This window comes from Kitasatospora sp. NPDC029367, from assembly GCF_055569135.1.
In genome coordinates this window covers 307,041-322,933 of the sequence record NZ_JBVHYH010000001.1, presented here as the reverse complement: position 1 = coordinate 322,933, position 15,893 = coordinate 307,041, and the positions used below count along the sequence as shown (strand labels likewise).

The following is a 15,893-nucleotide window of genomic DNA, read 5'->3' as shown; positions in this document are numbered from 1 at the left end:
ATCTGTCAGCTGAACCCTGTTCGCCGCCCCACTCCCGCTACAGCGCGCTGCGCTCCACCCGCCGCCGCTTGATGGTGCGGAACCGCCGCGCGACCTGCCGCGCCAGGTCGGCGGCGCCGACCAGCCCCGCCTCGTTGCCGAGGGCCGCGTGGACGATGGTGGCCTCGGGCCGGAAGCCGCGACCGGTGAGGGTGCGGCGGAAGGTGTCCCGGGCCGGGCCGAGCAGCAGGTCGCCGGCCTCGGAGACGCCGCCGCCGATGACGAAGCGCCCCGGGTCGAGGCCGGCCGCCAGGTTGGCGATGCCGACCCCGAGCCAGGTGCCGACCTCGTAGAGCAGCTCGGTGGCGGTCGGGTCGCCCTCCCGGGCGGCCTCGGTGACCAGCGGCCCGGTGATGCCCTCGACCGTGCCGCCGGCCCGGGCGAGCAGCGGCTGCACCACCGGGGACTCCTCGGCGACCAGCTCCCGGGCGTCCCGCACCAGCGCGTTGCCGGAGGAGTACTGCTCCCAGCAGCCGCGGTTGCCGCACGGGCAGCGGTGGCCGCCGGGCACCACCTGCATGTGTCCGAACTCGCCCGCCAGGCCGTACTTACCGCGGTCGACGTAGCCGTCCCGGACGACCGCGCCGCCGATGCCGGTGCCCAGGGTGAGCATCACCATGTGGTCCTCGCCGCGCCCGGCGCCGAAGCGCCACTCGGCCCAGGCGGCCGCGTTGGCGTCGTTCTCCACGATCACCGGGAACCGCAGCCGCTCGCTGAGCGCCTGCTGGAGCGGCTCGTTGCGCCAGTTGAGGTGCGGGGCGAAGAGCACCCGGGAGCGCTCGGCGTCGACCCAGCCGGCCGCGCCGATGCCGACCGCGTGGACGTCGTGCCGGTCGGCGAGCTGGAGCACCAGCTCGACGATCACGTCCTCGACCACCTTGGCGCTCTTGCTCTTGTCGGGGGTGTCGGTGCGCAGCTTCTCCAGCACCTTCCCCTCGCCGTCGACGACCCCGGCGACCACCTTGGTGCCGCCGATGTCGACGCCGATGGTGGGCAGCCGCAGTATGCCCGCGGGCAGGGCGCGGCGGCGGCGCTCGGCGCGCGGGCCGAGGCCGAGCAGGGTGGGCAGGACGGTCGGCCGAGTGCTGCCATGGGGGCTGGTCACGGCTGCGGACGCTCCTCACGAGAGTCGGGTTCGGTGGGGCCGGGGGCCGACGGTCGGGCCAGCTCGTGCGAGAGTTCGGCGAGGTCGGAGCCGCCGGCCATCTCGGTGGTGAGCTGTTCGAGGCCGATCTCGGCACGCGGGTGGCTGCCCGCCATCCGCCCCCGTTTCAGCAGGGTGAAGTGGTCGCCGACCAGGTAGGCGTGGTGCGGGTTGTGGGTGATCAGGACGACCCCGAGCCCGGCGTCGCGGGCCGCGGTGACGTACTTGAGCACCACCCCGGACTGCTTGACGCCGAGCGCCGCGGTCGGCTCGTCCAGGATGAGTACCTTGGCACCGAAGTGCACGGCACGGGCGATCGCCACACACTGGCGCTGGCCGCCGGACAGGGTGCCGATCGGCCGGTCGACGTCGTGCAGGTCGATGCCCATCCTGGCGAGCGCCTCGCGGGTGGTGGCACGCATGCCCTCGGCGTCCAGTCGCAGGCCGCCCCAGCGGCGGGTGCCCCGCTCGGAGCCGAGGAAGAAGTTGCGCCACACCGGCATCAGCGGGACGACGGCGAGGTCCTGGTAGACGGTGGCGATGCCGCGGTCCAGCGCCTGGCGCGGGGAGTCCAGCCGGACCTCCTCGCCGCCGATGGTGTAGCGGCCCTCGTCGTGCCGGTGCAGCCCAGCGATGATCTTGATCAGGGTGGACTTGCCGGCCCCGTTGTCGCCGAGCACGCAGCTGATCTCGCCGGCCCGCAGGGTCAGCGAGACGTCCTGCAGCGCGCGGACCGTCCCGTAGGTCTTGCCGACGCCCTCCAGCGCGAGCAGTTCGGTGCCCGCCGGTTCGGTGGCCACCGGGCGCTCCGTGCCGGAGCCGGGCCGGTCGTTCATCGCGGACCCCGTGCCGGAGCCGGGCCGGTCGTTCATCGCGGACCCCGTGCCGGAGCCGAGCTGGTCGTTCATCGCGGACCCCGTTCCGCCCGGCGCTTCACGTAGGCGTTGAGCAGCGCGGCCAGCAGCAGCATCGCGCCGAGGAAGAACTTGAACCAGTCCGGGTTCCACTGGGCGTAGATGATCCCCTTGCTGGCCATGCCGAAGATCAGCGCGCCGAGCGCGGAGCCGACCACCGAGCCGTAGCCGCCGGTGATCAGGCAGCCGCCGATCACCGCCGCCACGATGTAGATCAGCTCGTTGCCGACGCCCTCGCCGGACTGCACGGTGTCGAAGGAGAACAGCAGGTGCTGCCCGAGCACCCAGGCGCCGAAGCCGACGCCCAGGTAGAGCAGCGTCTTGGTCCGGGCGACCGGCACGCCGACCGCGCGGGCGGCCGCCGCGTCGCCGCCGACGGCGAAGATCCAGTTGCCGAAGCGGGTGCGCAGCAGCAGCCAGCTGCCGACCACCAGCAGGCCGAGCCACCACCAGACGGTGGCCTTGACCGTCAGCCCGCCGATGTTCACCTCGGAGGCGAACAGCCACCGGCAGCTCTCGAAGCCCTGCATGTCGGCGATCGACTTGGTGGAGACCGTCCCGGAGATCGCCTTGGTGACGCCCAGGTTGGCGCCGGTCAGCATCAGGAAGGTGCCGAGGGTGACGATGAAGCTGGGCAGCCTGGTGCGGCCGAGCATCCAGCCGTTGAACCCGCCGATCGCCAGCGTGGTGGCCAGCGAGACCAGCACGCCGACCCAGGTGACGGCGGTGAACTGGTACGAGACCATCGAGGAGGTCAGCGCGGCGGTGGTGACCAGCACGCCGGCCGACAGGTCGAACTCGCCGCCGATCATCAGCAGCGAGACCGGCACGGCCATGATCCCGATGGTGGAGGCCGCGTAGAGCACGGTGCCCAGCGAGGAGACCCGCAGGAACGGCTCCGCGACGGCGGCGAAGACCGCGAACACCGCGACCGCGGCGATCAGCGAGCCCAGCTCCGGGCGGGCGAGGAGGCGCCGCAGGGCGGCCGGACGGTCCTGGACGAGCAGGTCCGGGGCGGTGGAGCCGCTCACCTGGTCCCCCTCGCGACGTACTCGGCGAGCGCGCCGGCGTCGTCCTTGGTCAGGATCTGCGGGCCGGTCGCGACCGGCTTGCCGCCGCCGAGCATGTCCAGGTTGGACTTGTACAGCCAGAGCAGGTCGACGCCCTCGTAGCCCTGGAGGTAGGGCTGCTGGTCGACGGCGAAGCCGACGCTGCCGGACTTGAGCCCGGCGACCACCTGCTGGCCCAGGTCGAAGGTGTCCAGTTCCACGCCGCGGTGAGCGTCCTGGACGGCCTGCAGCCCGGTGGCGGCCATCGGGCCGGAGAGGGTGAGCACGGTGTCGATGGACGGGTCGGCCTGGAGCTTGGCGGAGATCGCCGCCCGGGCGTCGGGCATGTCGACACCGTTGACGTACATCACCTGGAAGCCGCCGCCGGCCTTGGACTGGGCGCCGGAGCAGCGCTGCTCCTGGCCGACGTTGCCCTGCTCGTGGATCACGCACAGCACGTTCTTGCGGCCGCGCGAGGCCAGCTCGGTGCCGGCCGCCTGGCCGGCCGAGGACTCGTCCTGGCCGATGTGGGTGAGCGCGCCGAACTTCGCGGAGAACTCCTGACCGGAGTTGATCGTGATGACCGGGATGCCGGCCGCCTTGGCCTTGCCGAGGACGTCGGCCATCGCGTCGCCCTTGGCGAGGGTGACCAGCAGGCCGTCGACCTTCTGGTCGATGGCGGCCTGGACGAGCTGGACCTGGTTCTGGGTCTGCGCGTCGTTGGAGTACAGGAAGGTGATGTTGTCCTTGGCGGCGGCCTGCTCGGCGCCCTTGCGCACGCTGTCCCAGAAGGCGTCGCCGGCGCCGGCGTGGGTCACCATGGCGACCTTCCAGCGCGGGGTGGTGACGGCGCTGCCACCGGTGGCCGCGGCCTTGGCGCGGGCCTCCTCGGCGCGTCTGCCTCCGGTACTGCTGCAACCGGCCGCGGTGACCGCGAGGGCCAGGACGGCGCACACGGGCCAGAAGCGGCGGGACGGGCGAAAGCGGGTTGTGCTCATCCCCATAGTCTCTCTGGCCCGGCCGCGCGGGATCGCACCGCCTCGCCCGGCAGCGCGAACGGCGCGCCAGGTAAGGTGCCCCGGGGGACCTTCCTGGAAGTTCGCTGAACATCTGGTCCGGAGCACCGCCGCCCGGGTGACAGACTAGGCGCCGACCCGAAGCGGGAGCAGCTCGGAAACGTGATGTTCCTCTCAGGTTCCGCACAGATTCGGACGGCAACCGATCATCCGCTGGTTGCCGTCTGATGCCATTGACGTGCGTTCGGGCGAGTGGGGCCCGGGCGGCGAGCGACCCGGATACGAGAACTCGATGGAACTGACAGGTACGCCATTCTTCATCCTCACCGTCATCCTGGTGCCGGTGTCCATCGCGGTGGCGCTGCTCTTCTGGGGGAAGGTGCGCGGCCCCCAGCCGGTCCGTACCCTGTCCCGGATCGTCATGATCATGTTCTGCCAGGTCACCGCCGTGCTGATGGTCTTCGTGATGGTCAACAACGCGAACCTGATCTACGGCAACTGGGACGACCTGCTCGGCACCGGTGACCACGTCCGCGCGGTGCCCTCGGTGGCGCCGGTGGACCCGGCCGGCAACGGCAAGGACGGCTCCGGCGACGCCGCCAAGCAGCCGCCGAAGGTGCTGCAGAAGTTCGGCGGCGTGAACGACCCGGCGGTGCCCGGCGACGTCCAGAAGACCGAGCTCAAGGGCCAGGTGTCCGGGGTCGACGGCGAGGTGCTGGTCTGGCTGCCGCCGCAGTACAACGACCCGGCGTTCAAGGACAAGAAGTTCCCGGTGGTCGAGCTGATCCCCGGCTACCCGGGCTCCTCCTCTACCTGGTACGGCACCCTCAAGGTCTCCGAGCAGCTCAAGCCGCTGATGCAGCAGGGCAAGGTCGCGCCCTTCATCCTGGTCTCGCCGCGCACCCTGCTGCTGGGCAGCCACCAGGACGCCGGCTGCACCGACATCCCCGGCAAGATCAACGCGGACGCCTGGATCACCCGCGACGTCCCGCAGATGGTGCTGGACAACTTCCGCGCCGACCCGTCCGCGGACCGCTGGGCGATCGCCGGCTACTCGGCCGGCGCCCACTGCGCGGCCAAGATCTCGCTCGCCCACCCCAACCGCTACCGCGCCGCCATCGCGATGTCCGGCTACAACGACCCGGCCACCGAGGGCGACTCGCTGGTCGGCAAGGACCCGAAGCTGCGCACCGAGAACAACCCGGTCAACATCCTCAAGTCCGCCCAGCAGCCGCCGAAGGTCGCCCTGCTGGTCAGCGGCGCCAAGGGCGACGGCTACGAGGACGGCCAGGCGATCGCCGCCGCGGCCAAGGAGCCGACCAAGATCCAGGTCGAGGAGAGCACCGGCCCGCACACCACCGACATGTGGAAGCGGATGGTCCCGAGCGCCTTCGAGTGGCTGACCGGGATCATCCCGGTGCAGTGACCGACCGGCACCGCCGGAACGGCCGGGGGCCCGTCGCGAGTGATCGCGGCGGGCCCCCGGCCGATTCCATCCACTCTTGGCTGTTCCCGGCCGGTTCCGGCGCCCTCCAGTGACCTCCCAGGAAGCGGCCGTTCCTGGGGCCGACGTTCATCGGGTGGAACTGTCAGGAAACGGTCAGGCCAGTTCCAGCGCCAGGTAGAAGTCCACCCGGTCCTCCAGGCGGGAGAGGTCCCGCCCGGTCAGCTCCTCGATCCGGCCGATCCGGTAGCGCAGGGTGTTCACGTGGACGTGCAGCTGCCCGGCGCAGCGGGTCCAGGAGCCGTCCGAACGCAGGAAGGCCTCCAGGGTGCGGACCAGGTCCGCCTGGTGCTCGATGTCGTACGCGATCACCTTGTCCAGCAGCCGGCTGCGGAAGGCGCGGCGGACCTCGTCCGGGACGGCGGCCAGCAGCAGCACGTGCGAGGCCAGCTCCTCGGGGCCGGCGACGCAGACCCGGCCGACCCGGGCGGCGGCGATCCGACGGGCGTGCCGGGCCTCCTCCAGGGCGCCGCGCAGGCCGCCCGCCTCGGAGGCGGGGGCGGAGACGCCGAGGGTGATCCGGCCCTCCGAGCCCAGCCCGGCCTCCAGCGGGGCGAGCAGCTCACGCAGGGTGTCGGCGGGCACCGGAGTGTCCAGCGCGGGCAGCACCACCACGGCGCCGTTACCCGCCCCGGCGACCAGGGCGCGGTCACCGGTGCCGCCGAGCGCCTCCTCCAGCACGGCCCGTACGGTGCCCTCGGGCAGGCCGGTGCCCTCGGCACTGAGCACCAGCCAGGAGGCGTCCTGGGCCGGGGACTTGGGCTCGGGGCTCTCGTAGCGGGCGGCCATCGCCGAGGAGGCGTACAGGGTGCGGCTGATCTCGGCCGGGTCGGCGTCGCGGCGCAGCAGGGCGAGCAGTTCGTCGGCCAGTCGGCGGCGCAGCCGGCGGCCCTCGTCCCGGCGGTGGCGCTCGGCGGCGACCAGCCGGGCCAGGTTCTCGGCGAGCTGCTGGCGCTTGGTGGTCCATTCGGTGACGTCGCCGGCCACCGCGAGCACCCAGTCGACCAGCGGCGCCTCGTGCTCGGCGGAGGCCGCGGCGGGCAGCAGCGAGTAGGCGCCGCCGGCCAGTCGGGCCCGGTGCGGGGGGCGGCGGCGCTGGCGCTGGGCGGCGAGGTGGGCGCGGACCAGCTGGTCGCGGTCCTCGGCGGTGAGCCGGTCGGCCGGGCCGGCGATCACCGCGCCGGTCGGGGTGAGCACCCAGCAGTCCAGGTCGAGGTCGCCGCCGAGCAGGTCCAGCACGGCGTCCAGTCCGCCGCCGCCGGCCGCCGAGACCAGCAGCCGGTGCCGGTCGACCAGGGCGGCGAGGTCGGCGGCGCGGTCGGCGGAGACCTGACGGCCGATGAACTCGGTGACGGTGCCGAAGGCGATGTCGTCGGGGACGGCCAGCAGCGGCATCCGGTGCCGGCGGCAGGCCTCGACCAGGTCCTCGGGCACCGGGCCGACCTCGGCCTCACCGGCCGCCAGGGCGACCGCGCCGCCGGCCGCGATGGTCCGCACGAAGCGCTCGGAGTCGGCGGGGCCGCCGCGCCAGAGCATCCCGGTGAGCACCAGCTCGCCGCCGTGCAGGTAGCGGCCGGGGTCGTGCAGGTCCGTGGTCATCACGCCGCTGACCTGCCGGTCCAGCTCCTCCTCCGCCGCGAGCAGGCGCAGTCGGGGGGCGCCGGGGGCGAGCAGGTCACGGACACGCATCCGCGGACTCCTAACGGGGGCTGGAACAGGGTGGCAAAGCGGGGTGGAAGCGGGGGTGGAAGCGGGGATCGGGGCCTGGACGGGGGCCTGGACGGGGGTGGGGGGCTGCCGGGCACGCCGTCCGGGGGTGACAGTGTGCCCGAACATCCGTGCTCGGCGTTACGTACCAGCGGGCCGCCGGGTTACGGGCCCGTCGCCCGCGAATCACGGCCGGATTACGGTCGTAGGTAGCACTCGGCGAACACCTGGGCTGCGGATTCTCCTGCTTAGAGGAACGTACAGGATGCCGGGCGGGCTCACAGCCGGGGCTTCATGCCATCGGTGACTGCCAGTGGGCCGCGTCACAGGAGTTCACTGGGCGACACGCCGCCGGACACCCGGTCGGCGAAGACCTGAGGAGAAACCCGCATGGAGTTCCTTCGGCCCGCCACCTGGGACGAGGCTCTCGCGGCGAAGGCTGAGTACCCGACCGCGCTGCCCATCGCGGGCGGCACGGACGTCATGGTCGAGCTGAACTTCGACGTGCACCGGCCATCCGCGATTCTCGACCTGAACCGCGTCACCGAGCTCACCGAATGGACGAACGACGGCAGCGTCGTCCGACTCGGCGCCTCCGTCCCGTACGCCCGGATCATCTCGGAGCTGTCCGGGCCGCTGCCCGGGCTCGCCCTGGCGGCCCACACCGTCGGCTCGCCGCAGATCCGCAACCGCGGCGGCGTCGGCGGCAACCTCGGCGGCGCCTCCCCGGCCGGTGACGCGCACCCCGCGCTGCTGGCGGCCGGCCGGGACGTCTTCGTCGAGGCGGCCTCGGTGCGCGGCACCCGGCTGATCCCGATCGACGAGTTCTACGTCGGCGTGAAGCGCAACAGCCTGGCGGCCGACGAGCTGATCCGGGCCGTGCACATCCCGGTCGCGGACGGCCCGCAGCAGTTCTCGAAGATCGGCACCCGCAACGCGATGGTGATCGCGGTCTGCGCCTTCGGTTTCGCCCTTCACCCGAAGAACGGCACCGTCGGCACCGGTATCGGTTCGGCTGCCCCCACGCCGCGCCGCGCCGTCGAGGCCGAGGAGTACCTCCAGGGCGTGCTCGCCGAGCGCGGGCTCTGGGAGTCCGGGGAACTGCTCGGCACCGAGGTGATCCAGCGCTTCGGCGAGCTGGTGAAGGCCGCCGCCTCCCCCATCGACGACGTCCGCGGCACCGCCGACTACCGGCGGCACGCGCTGGCCGTGATGGCCCGCCGCACCCTCACCTGGTGTTGGAACGACTACAGCAAGCAGATCAGGAGCGCGGCATGAAGGTCACGTTCACCGCCAACGGCAAGCCGGTCGAGGCCGACGACGTGTGGGAGGGCGAGAGCCTGCTCTACGTGCTGCGCGAGCGGGTCGGCCTGCCCGGGTCGAAGAACGCCTGCGAGCAGGGCGAGTGCGGCTCCTGCACCGTCTACCTGGACGGCGTGCCGGTCTGCTCCTGCCTGGTCGCGGCCGGCCAGGTGCAGGACCGCGAGGTGCGCACGGTCGAGGGCCTGGCCGAGGAGAACGGCGAACTGGGCCTGGTCCAGCAGGCGTTCGTCGACGCCGGGGCCGTCCAGTGCGGCTTCTGCACCCCGGGGCTGCTGGTGCAGACCGACGCCCTGCTGGAGAAGGACTCCCAGCCGAGCGACAACGACATCCGCGAGGCGCTGTCGGGCAACCTCTGCCGCTGCACCGGCTACGAGAAGATCATGGACGCGGTGCGGCTCGCCTCCGCCCGCAAGTGCGCCGGTGAGGGGGCTTCGGCATGAGCACCAGGACCATCCAGGGCCAGAAGAACCTGCAGAACATCAACCAGGCCTCGAAGGACGGCATCGGCGGCTCGCCGCTGCGCCCGGACGGCAACCTGAAGGTCAAGGGCGAGTTCGCCTACTCCTCGGACCTGTGGCACGAGGACATGCTCTGGGGTATGGCGCTGCGCTCGCCGCACCCCCGGGCCAACATCCTCTCGGTGGACATCTCCGAGGCACTCAAGGTGCCCGGCGTCTACGCGGTGCTCACCCACGAGGACATCCCCGGCTCCAAGTACTACGGCCTGGAGATCCAGGACCAGCCGGCCCTGGCGATCGACAAGGTCCGCTACCACGGCGAGGCGATCGCCCTGGTCGCCGCCGACCACCCGGAGACCGCCCGGCGCGCGGTGAAGAAGATCAAGGTCGAGTACGAGGTGCTCACCCCGATCGTCACCGAGGAGCAGTGCCTCGACCCGGAGACCCACGGGTACGTGCACGAGCCGCACGAGTACAAGTCCCACGCGTACGGCAACATCTGCCACGAGCAGAAGCTGGTCTCCGGCCTCGGCGTGACCGACGAGGTGCGGGCGATGGCGGACGTCATCGTCAGCGGCGACTACGAGGTCGGCATGCAGGACCAGGCCTTCCTGGGCCCCGAGTCCGGCCTGGCCGTGCCCGCCGAGGACGGCGGCATCGACCTCTACATCGCCACCCAGTGGCTGCACGTGGACCGCGAGCAGATGGCCCCGGTGCTGGACCTGCCCGAGGAGAAGGTCCGGCTCACCCTGGCCGGGGTCGGCGGCGCCTTCGGCGGCCGCGAGGACATCTCGATGCAGATCCACGCCTGCCTGCTGGCCCTGCACACCGGCAAGCCGGTCAAGATCGTGTACTCCCGGGACGAGTCCTTCTACGGCCACGTCCACCGCCACCCGGCACGGATGCACTACGAGCACGGCGCCACCCGCGACGGCAAGCTGGTCTTCGCCGACTGCCGGATCGTGCTGGACGGCGGCGCCTACGCCTCCGCCTCCCCGGCCGTCGTCGGCAACGCGGCCTCGCTGGGGCACGGGCCGTACGTGATCCCGAACGTGAAGATGCACGCCATCGCGCTCTACAGCAACAACCCGTCCTGCGGGGCGATGCGCGGCTTCGGGGCCGTCCAGGCGGCCTTCGGCTACGAGACCCAGATGGACAAGCTGGCCGTCGAACTCGGCATGGACCCGGTCGAGTTGCGGCAGCTGAACGCGATGTCGGAGGGCGACTTCATGCCCACCGGCCAGCAGATCGACTCCCCCGCCCCGGTGGCCGAACTGCTGCAGCGGGCCAAGGACATGCCGCTGCCGCCGCCGCTGGACACCGAGCACCTCGACGTGCGCTCGCTGCCCGGCGCGCTCTCCAACACCTCGCACGGCGAGGGCATCGTGCGCGGGGTCGGCTACTCGGTCGGCATCAAGAACGTCGGCTTCTCCGAGGGCTTCGACGACTACTCCACCGCCCGGGTGCGCCTGGAGGTGATCGGCGGCGAGCCGGTCGCCATGGTGCACACCGCGATGGCGGAGGTCGGCCAGGGCGGCGTCACCGTGCACGCCCAGATCGCCCGCACCGAGCTGGGCGTCGAGCAGGTCACCATCCACCCGGCCAACACCGAAGTGGGATCGGCCGGTTCGACCTCCGCCTCGCGCCAGACGTACATGACCGGCGGCGCCGTGAAGCTCGCCGCCGAGGCCGTCCGGCGGGAGCTGATCGAGAAGGGCCGGCGCCGCTACGGCTGGACCCATAAGGACATCACGCTGACCGGCGGCAAGGTCGTCTCGGAGAGCGCCGGCGTGCTGGTGCCCATGGTGGACCTGCTCGGCGACGAGGCCATCGACCTCACCCGCGAGCACCACCACCGGCCCACCCAGGCCTTCGACAAGGAGACCGGCCAGGGCTTCGGCCACGTCCAGTACACCTTCTGCGCCAACCGTGCCGTGGTGGACGTGGACGTGGAACTCGGCCTGGTCAAGGTGGTCGAGCTGACCGCCGTCCAGGACGTCGGCAAGGCGCTCAACCCGCTCTCCGTGGTCGGCCAGATCCAGGGCGGCTGCACCCAGGCGCTCGGCCTGGCCGTGATGGAGGAGATCATCGTCCGGGACGGGAAGGTGCGCAACGCCTCCTTCACCGACTACCTGATCCCCACCATCCTGGACACCCCGCCGATCCCGGTGGACGTCCTCGAACTGCCCGACCCGCACGCCCCGTACGGGCTGCGCGGCGTCGGCGAGGCGCCGACCGTGTCGGCGACCCCCTCGATCGTGGCGGCGATCCGCAACGCGACCGGGCTCGCGCTCAACCGGATCCCGGTCCGGCCGGAGCACCTGACCACCGAACAGCCCGGCTGATCCCGGGAGTTCGGCCAGCGAGCTTCCACCACGGCAGTACTTCCCGGGGCGGTGACACGTCTTCCCCGCCGCCCCGGGACCCCCACCCCCCACATCCGCTGCCCTGCCCACGCCGGGGTTCCGCAGTGGTGCGCACCACCCTCATCCGCGCCACCAGCACAACGCACCACCAGCACAACGCACCACCACCAGGCGCCGGTACAAGGCACCACCACCAGGCGCCACCACCAGCACCACGCACCACCCCATCCGCACCGCTGGCACTCCCCTACGAGTGCCACCAGTGAGTCGATACCGTCCCCCTGTGCCAACTTCGTTGACTGGCAGTCAGGTCGGCTCGCCCACCCCAACCCCCTTTGACACTTGGGAGTGGACATGACCAGGATCCCCACGGAGCCCGGCACCACTGAAACAGACAGACCCGCCGAGGACGAGCCCCACCCCTCGTCCTCGACAGCGGAGCCCAAGGGCGCGCTCGACGCGTACTTCAAGATCTCGGCCCGCGGCTCGACCCTCGCCAACGAACTACGCGGTGGCCTCACCACGTTCATGGCGATGGCGTACATCATCCTGCTCAACCCGCTGATCCTCGGCGGCGCGGACGTCAACGGCGTCAAGCTCGACCACGCCGCGCTGACCACCGCCACCGCCCTGGCGGCCGCCGTCACCACCATCCTGATGGGCGTGGTCGGCAACGTGCCGCTCGCGCTGGCGGCCGGGCTCTCCGTCTCCGGCGCGGTCTCCGCGCTCGTCGTACCGCACACCACCTGGCCCCAGGCCATGGGCCTGTGCGTGATCTACGGCCTGCTGATCGTGCTGCTGGTGGTCTCCGGACTGCGCGAGAAGATCATGAACGGCATCCCGCTGCCGCTCAAGCACGCGATCACCATCGGCATCGGCCTGTTCGTCACCGTCATCGGGCTCTACAAGGCCGGCTTCGTGCACACCGGCGGCCCCACCCCGCTGTCGCTCGGCCCCTTCGGCGAGCTCTCCGGCTGGCCCGTCCTGATCTTCAGCCTCACGGTGCTCACGATCTTCGTGCTGATGGCGCGCGGCGTGCGCGGCGCGATCCTGATCGGCATCGCCGGCGGCACCGTGGTCGCCGTCGTCGTCAACAAGCTCGCCGACGTACCCGCAAAGGCCTGGGGCAACTCCGTCCCGGTGTGGCCCGGAAGCCCCGTCGCCGCCCCCGACTTCAGCCTCTTCGGCCACGTCGACCTGTTCGGCGCCTTCGGCGGCAAGGGTCTGGGCGCGATCAGCGCCTCGGTGGCCGTGTTCACCCTCGTGCTGGCCGGCTTCTTCGACGCGATGGCCACCATCATCGGCGTCGGCACCGAGGCCGGGCTCGCCGACCGGCAGGGCCGGATGCCCGGCCTGTCCAAGGCCCTGTTCATCGACGGCGCCGGCGGCGCGGTCGGCGGCCTGGCCGGCGCCTCCGGACAGACCGTCTTCGTCGAGTCCGCCACCGGCGTCGGCGACGGCGCCCGCACCGGCCTCGCCTCCACCGTCACCGGCGGCCTGTTCGCCCTGATGCTGTTCTTCTCGCCGCTGGCCGGGATCGTCCCGGTCGAGGTCGCCTCCGCCGCCCTGGTGGTGATCGGCTCGATGATGATGAGCCAGGCCCGGCACATCGACTGGTCCGACCGCGAGGTCGCCATCCCGGCCTTCCTCACCTCCGTGCTGATGCCGTTCACCTACAGCATCACCGCGGGCGTCGCGGCCGGCGTCATCTCCTACTCGGTGATCAAGGCCGGCCAGGGCAAGTGGCGCGAGCCCGGCCTGCTGATGTGGGTCCTCACCGCGGTGTTCGTCGTGTACTTCGCCCTCAGCCCCGTCAAGTCCTGGCTGGGCGTGCACTGAGTGCACCTTTGATCACCACCGCCGCCGTACGGGATCGTTTCCCGTACGGCGGCGCCCCCGCTACTGTCGAAACGTGTAAGGAGCATCCGACATGCAGGACATCGCCGAGCAGTTGCAGGCCTGGCACGCGTCCGGGCGCTCCTTCGCCGTGGCCACCGTCGTCGGCGTCTCCGGCAGCGCCCCGCGCGACCCCGGGGCGGCGCTGGCCGTCGACGTCGCCGGGGAAGCCGTCGGCAGCGTCTCCGGCGGCTGCGTCGAAGGCGCCGTCTACGAGCTCTGCCAGGCCGCCCTGGAATCCGGCGAACCCGTCCTGGAACGCTTCGGCTACAGCGACGAGGACGCCTTCGCCGTCGGCCTGACCTGCGGCGGGATCCTCGACGTGTTCGTCCAGCCGGTCGTGCCCGGCACCGACCCGGGCATGGACGCCGGCCTGCGCCACATCGCCGACGGGACGCCCGTCGCCCTCGCCCGGGTGATCGACGGCCCCGCCGGGCTCCTCGGCGCCACCCTCGCCGTCACCGCCGACGGACAGCACGGCGCGCTCAGCGTCGGACCGTCCACCGTCGGCGCGCTCGAACGCGCCCTCGTCACGGAGGCCCGGGCCATGCTCGACGCCGGACGCACCGGACGGATCGTGCTCGGCCTCGACGGCCGGCCCTGCGACGAACAGGAACAGGGGACGGTCACCTGCTTCGTCGAGTCCTACGTGCCCGCGCCCCGGATGCTCGTCTTCGGCGCGATCGACTTCGCCGCCGCCGTCGTGCGGATCGGCAAGTTCCTCGGCTACCACGTCACCGTCTGCGACGCCCGGCCCGTCTTCGCCACCACCCGGCGCTTCCCCGAGGCCGACGAGGTCGTCGTCGACTGGCCGCACCGCTACCTGGACTCCCAGCTCGGCCGGATCGACGGCCGCACCGTGCTCTGCGTGCTCACCCACGACGCCAAGTTCGACGTGCCACTGCTCGAACGCGCCCTGCGCCTGCCGGTCGGCTACATCGGCGCCATGGGCTCCCGGCGCACCCACCGCGACCGGCAGGCCAAGCTCCGCGACGCCGGCCTCACCGACGCCGAACTCGCCCGGCTGCGCTCCCCCATCGGCCTCGACCTCGGCGCCCGCACCCCCGAGGAGACCGCCGTCTCGGTCGCCGCCGAGATCATCGCCCACCGCCGCGGCGGCAGCTGCCTGCCGCTGAGCGCCGGCGACGGGCCGATCCACCACGACACCGCACCGCTGGCCGCGGAGGAGCCGACGCCCGCGCACCGGACGCACGCCCGCCGGACGCACGCGGCCTGAGGTACGCGGCCTGACGCACGTGGCCAGACGCACGCGGCCTGAGGTACGCGGCCTGAGGACCGTCCGGGGGCCGGTCTCACGGTGCGTGGCCGCTCCGGTGTCACGTTGCGTGGCCGCGACGGCGGCGGGAGGCTGGAGGTGCGGACTCACCCCGAGCCCGGGGAAGGAGCGGGGACCATGCGCGCCCTGCTGGATGTCACCCTCGACACCGCTGCCTCCAACAAGCTCATCGCCGACGGCTCGATGGGCACCGAACTGGAACGCCTCCTCGGCCAACTCAAGCCCGAGGCCTCGTACTTCTTCGCCAGCGGCGACGGCCGCCGCAGCATGCTACTCGTCGTGGACGTACCGGACGAAGCCTCCATCGTCGCGATCTGCGAGCCGTTCTGGCTACGGCTGGAGGCGAACGTGAACGTCCGCATCGCCATGAACGCCGACGATCTGCGCGAGGGGCTGCGGCGGATCGCACCGGCCTGACCCTGGCTGCGGCCCGGCTCGGGCCGGTCTCGTACGGCGGCTCGGCTCAGTCGGCCAGCGCCAGCTTGAGGCCGAAGCCCACCACCACCGCGCCGGTCACCCGGTCCATCGCCCGCCGGGCGGCCGGGCGGCGCAGCCAACCGCGCAGCACCCGGGCGAAGCCGACCAGGACCGTCGACCACAGCACGCCCTCCACCACGTGCACGCAGGTCAGCGCCACCCCGGCGGCGAAGTGCGGGGCCCCGGCCGGGATGAACTGCGGCAGCACCGCCACGTAGAACACCCCGACCTTGGGGTTGAGCAGATTGGTCAGCGTCCCGCGCCGCCAGCCGTGGACGAACCCGCCCTCGGCCGGCTCCTGCTCGGCCGCGGCCTCCGCCCCGCGCTTGCGCAGCATCCCGACGCCCATCCACACCAGGTAGGCGGCACCGGCCCAGCGCAGCACCTCGTACGCCACCTGCGAGGCGGTGAGCAGCGCCGTCACGCCCGCCGAGGTCAGCGTCCCCCAGATCAGCGTCCCGGTCTGGATCCCCAGCACGACCCCCCACGCCTGCCGCCGCCGCCCCAGCGCGGACGTCCGCAGGATCAACGCGGTGTCGAGCCCGGGAGTGAGGGTGAGCAGCCCCACGACGAGGGCGAAGGACCACAGAGCCGTTGTCATCTCCATGGGCCTCGATGCTCTCACAGGCCCGGGGGGGGGGGGGGGGGGGGGGGGGGGGGGGGGGGGGGGGGGGGGGGGGGGGGGGGGGGGGGGGGGGGGAAG

At 72.2% G+C, this 15,893-nt stretch carries 13 protein-coding genes; 7 read left to right on the top strand and 6 right to left on the bottom strand.

Annotated features, from left to right (window positions below; genetic code table 11):
• Window positions 1–37 precede the first annotated feature (37 nt).
• The 4 genes from ACZ4W5_RS01490 to ACZ4W5_RS01475 all read right to left on the bottom strand — a co-directional run bounded on the left by ACZ4W5_RS01490 (window position 38) and on the right by ACZ4W5_RS01475 (window position 4,144).
• Window positions 38–1,144, bottom strand: coding sequence for an ROK family glucokinase (locus ACZ4W5_RS01490; RefSeq protein ID WP_402477911.1), 1,107 nt, complete (start codon window positions 1,142–1,144; stop codon window positions 38–40).
• Window positions 1,141–2,019, bottom strand: a complete 879-nt coding sequence (locus tag ACZ4W5_RS01485) for an ATP-binding cassette domain-containing protein (RefSeq protein WP_360229935.1) — start codon at window positions 2,017–2,019, stop codon at window positions 1,141–1,143. The genes ACZ4W5_RS01490 and ACZ4W5_RS01485 overlap by 4 nt, the downstream gene beginning before the upstream one ends.
• Window positions 2,020–2,087: 68 nt before the next feature.
• Window positions 2,088–3,128, bottom strand: coding sequence for an ABC transporter permease (locus ACZ4W5_RS01480; RefSeq protein WP_465651997.1), 1,041 nt, complete (start codon window positions 3,126–3,128; stop codon window positions 2,088–2,090).
• On the bottom strand, window positions 3,125–4,144 hold the full coding sequence (locus ACZ4W5_RS01475; protein WP_360229624.1) for a sugar ABC transporter substrate-binding protein: 1,020 nt from the start codon (window positions 4,142–4,144) through the stop codon (window positions 3,125–3,127). Before ACZ4W5_RS01475 ends, ACZ4W5_RS01480 begins: the two co-directional genes overlap by 4 nt.
• 310 nt (window positions 4,145–4,454) lie before the next feature.
• On the opposite strand from ACZ4W5_RS01475, the gene ACZ4W5_RS01470 reads away from it, so the two are divergent.
• Window positions 4,455–5,588, top strand: coding sequence for an alpha/beta hydrolase (locus ACZ4W5_RS01470; protein ID WP_360229626.1), 1,134 nt, complete (start codon window positions 4,455–4,457; stop codon window positions 5,586–5,588).
• 174 nt (window positions 5,589–5,762) lie between these two features.
• Here the strand turns inward: ACZ4W5_RS01470 and ACZ4W5_RS01465 are convergent, their stop codons facing one another.
• A complete protein-coding gene (locus ACZ4W5_RS01465) occupies window positions 5,763–7,355 on the bottom strand; it encodes a PucR family transcriptional regulator (RefSeq protein WP_360229628.1) in 1,593 nt (530 codons plus the stop codon).
• A gap of 408 nt (window positions 7,356–7,763) precedes the next feature.
• Here ACZ4W5_RS01465 and ACZ4W5_RS01460 point away from each other — a divergent pair, with 408 nt between their 5' ends.
• The 6 genes from ACZ4W5_RS01460 (at window position 7,764) to ACZ4W5_RS01435 (ending at window position 15,130) form a co-directional block, all read left to right on the top strand.
• The gene (locus ACZ4W5_RS01460; RefSeq protein ID WP_360229630.1) at window positions 7,764–8,651 is read left to right on the top strand and encodes an FAD binding domain-containing protein; all 888 of its coding nucleotides are present in this window, start codon (window positions 7,764–7,766) and stop codon (window positions 8,649–8,651) included.
• Window positions 8,648–9,136, top strand: a complete 489-nt coding sequence (locus ACZ4W5_RS01455; protein WP_360229632.1) for a (2Fe-2S)-binding protein — start codon at window positions 8,648–8,650, stop codon at window positions 9,134–9,136. The genes ACZ4W5_RS01460 and ACZ4W5_RS01455 overlap by 4 nt, the downstream gene beginning before the upstream one ends.
• Window positions 9,133–11,499 (top strand): xanthine dehydrogenase subunit D, encoded by a 2,367-nt coding sequence (gene pucD / locus ACZ4W5_RS01450; protein WP_465651994.1) that lies wholly within the window; start codon window positions 9,133–9,135, stop codon window positions 11,497–11,499. The genes ACZ4W5_RS01455 and pucD overlap by 4 nt, the downstream gene beginning before the upstream one ends.
• 375 nt (window positions 11,500–11,874) lie before the next feature.
• Window positions 11,875–13,359 carry an NCS2 family permease gene (locus tag ACZ4W5_RS01445; protein WP_465651992.1) on the top strand — a complete coding sequence of 495 codons (1,485 nt, stop codon included), beginning with the start codon at window positions 11,875–11,877 and terminating at the stop codon, window positions 13,357–13,359.
• A gap of 91 nt (window positions 13,360–13,450) precedes the next feature.
• Window positions 13,451–14,653: an XdhC family protein gene (locus ACZ4W5_RS01440; protein WP_465651990.1), complete on the top strand. Its 1,203-nt coding sequence runs from the start codon at window positions 13,451–13,453 to the stop codon at window positions 14,651–14,653.
• Between the two features lie 177 nt (window positions 14,654–14,830).
• A complete protein-coding gene (locus tag ACZ4W5_RS01435) occupies window positions 14,831–15,130 on the top strand; it encodes a hypothetical protein (RefSeq protein ID WP_360229640.1) in 300 nt (99 codons plus the stop codon).
• A 46-nt stretch (window positions 15,131–15,176) separates the two neighbouring features.
• On the opposite strand, the gene ACZ4W5_RS01430 is transcribed toward ACZ4W5_RS01435, so the two are convergent.
• Window positions 15,177–15,797 (bottom strand): LysE family translocator, encoded by a 621-nt coding sequence (locus tag ACZ4W5_RS01430; protein ID WP_465651988.1) that lies wholly within the window; start codon window positions 15,795–15,797, stop codon window positions 15,177–15,179.
• Window positions 15,798–15,893: the final 96 nt, after the last annotated feature.

Coding starts and splice junctions, on each gene's coding strand:
- ACZ4W5_RS01475 (WP_360229624.1), bottom strand. CDS start 4,144: ATGAGCACAACCCGCTTTCGCCCGTCCCGCCGCTTCTGGCCCGTGTGC.
- ACZ4W5_RS01455 (WP_360229632.1), top strand. CDS start 8,648: ATGAAGGTCACGTTCACCGCCAACGGCAAGCCGGTCGAGGCCGACGAC.
- ACZ4W5_RS01470 (WP_360229626.1), top strand. CDS start 4,455: ATGGAACTGACAGGTACGCCATTCTTCATCCTCACCGTCATCCTGGTG.
- ACZ4W5_RS01430 (WP_465651988.1), bottom strand. CDS start 15,797: ATGGAGATGACAACGGCTCTGTGGTCCTTCGCCCTCGTCGTGGGGCTG.
- ACZ4W5_RS01460 (WP_360229630.1), top strand. CDS start 7,764: ATGGAGTTCCTTCGGCCCGCCACCTGGGACGAGGCTCTCGCGGCGAAG.
- ACZ4W5_RS01435 (WP_360229640.1), top strand. CDS start 14,831: ATGCGCGCCCTGCTGGATGTCACCCTCGACACCGCTGCCTCCAACAAG.
- ACZ4W5_RS01440 (WP_465651990.1), top strand. CDS start 13,451: ATGCAGGACATCGCCGAGCAGTTGCAGGCCTGGCACGCGTCCGGGCGC.
- ACZ4W5_RS01485 (WP_360229935.1), bottom strand. CDS start 2,019: ATGAACGACCGGCCCGGCTCCGGCACGGAGCGCCCGGTGGCCACCGAA.
- ACZ4W5_RS01445 (WP_465651992.1), top strand. CDS start 11,875: ATGACCAGGATCCCCACGGAGCCCGGCACCACTGAAACAGACAGACCC.
- pucD (WP_465651994.1), top strand. CDS start 9,133: ATGAGCACCAGGACCATCCAGGGCCAGAAGAACCTGCAGAACATCAAC.
- ACZ4W5_RS01465 (WP_360229628.1), bottom strand. CDS start 7,355: ATGCGTGTCCGTGACCTGCTCGCCCCCGGCGCCCCCCGACTGCGCCTG.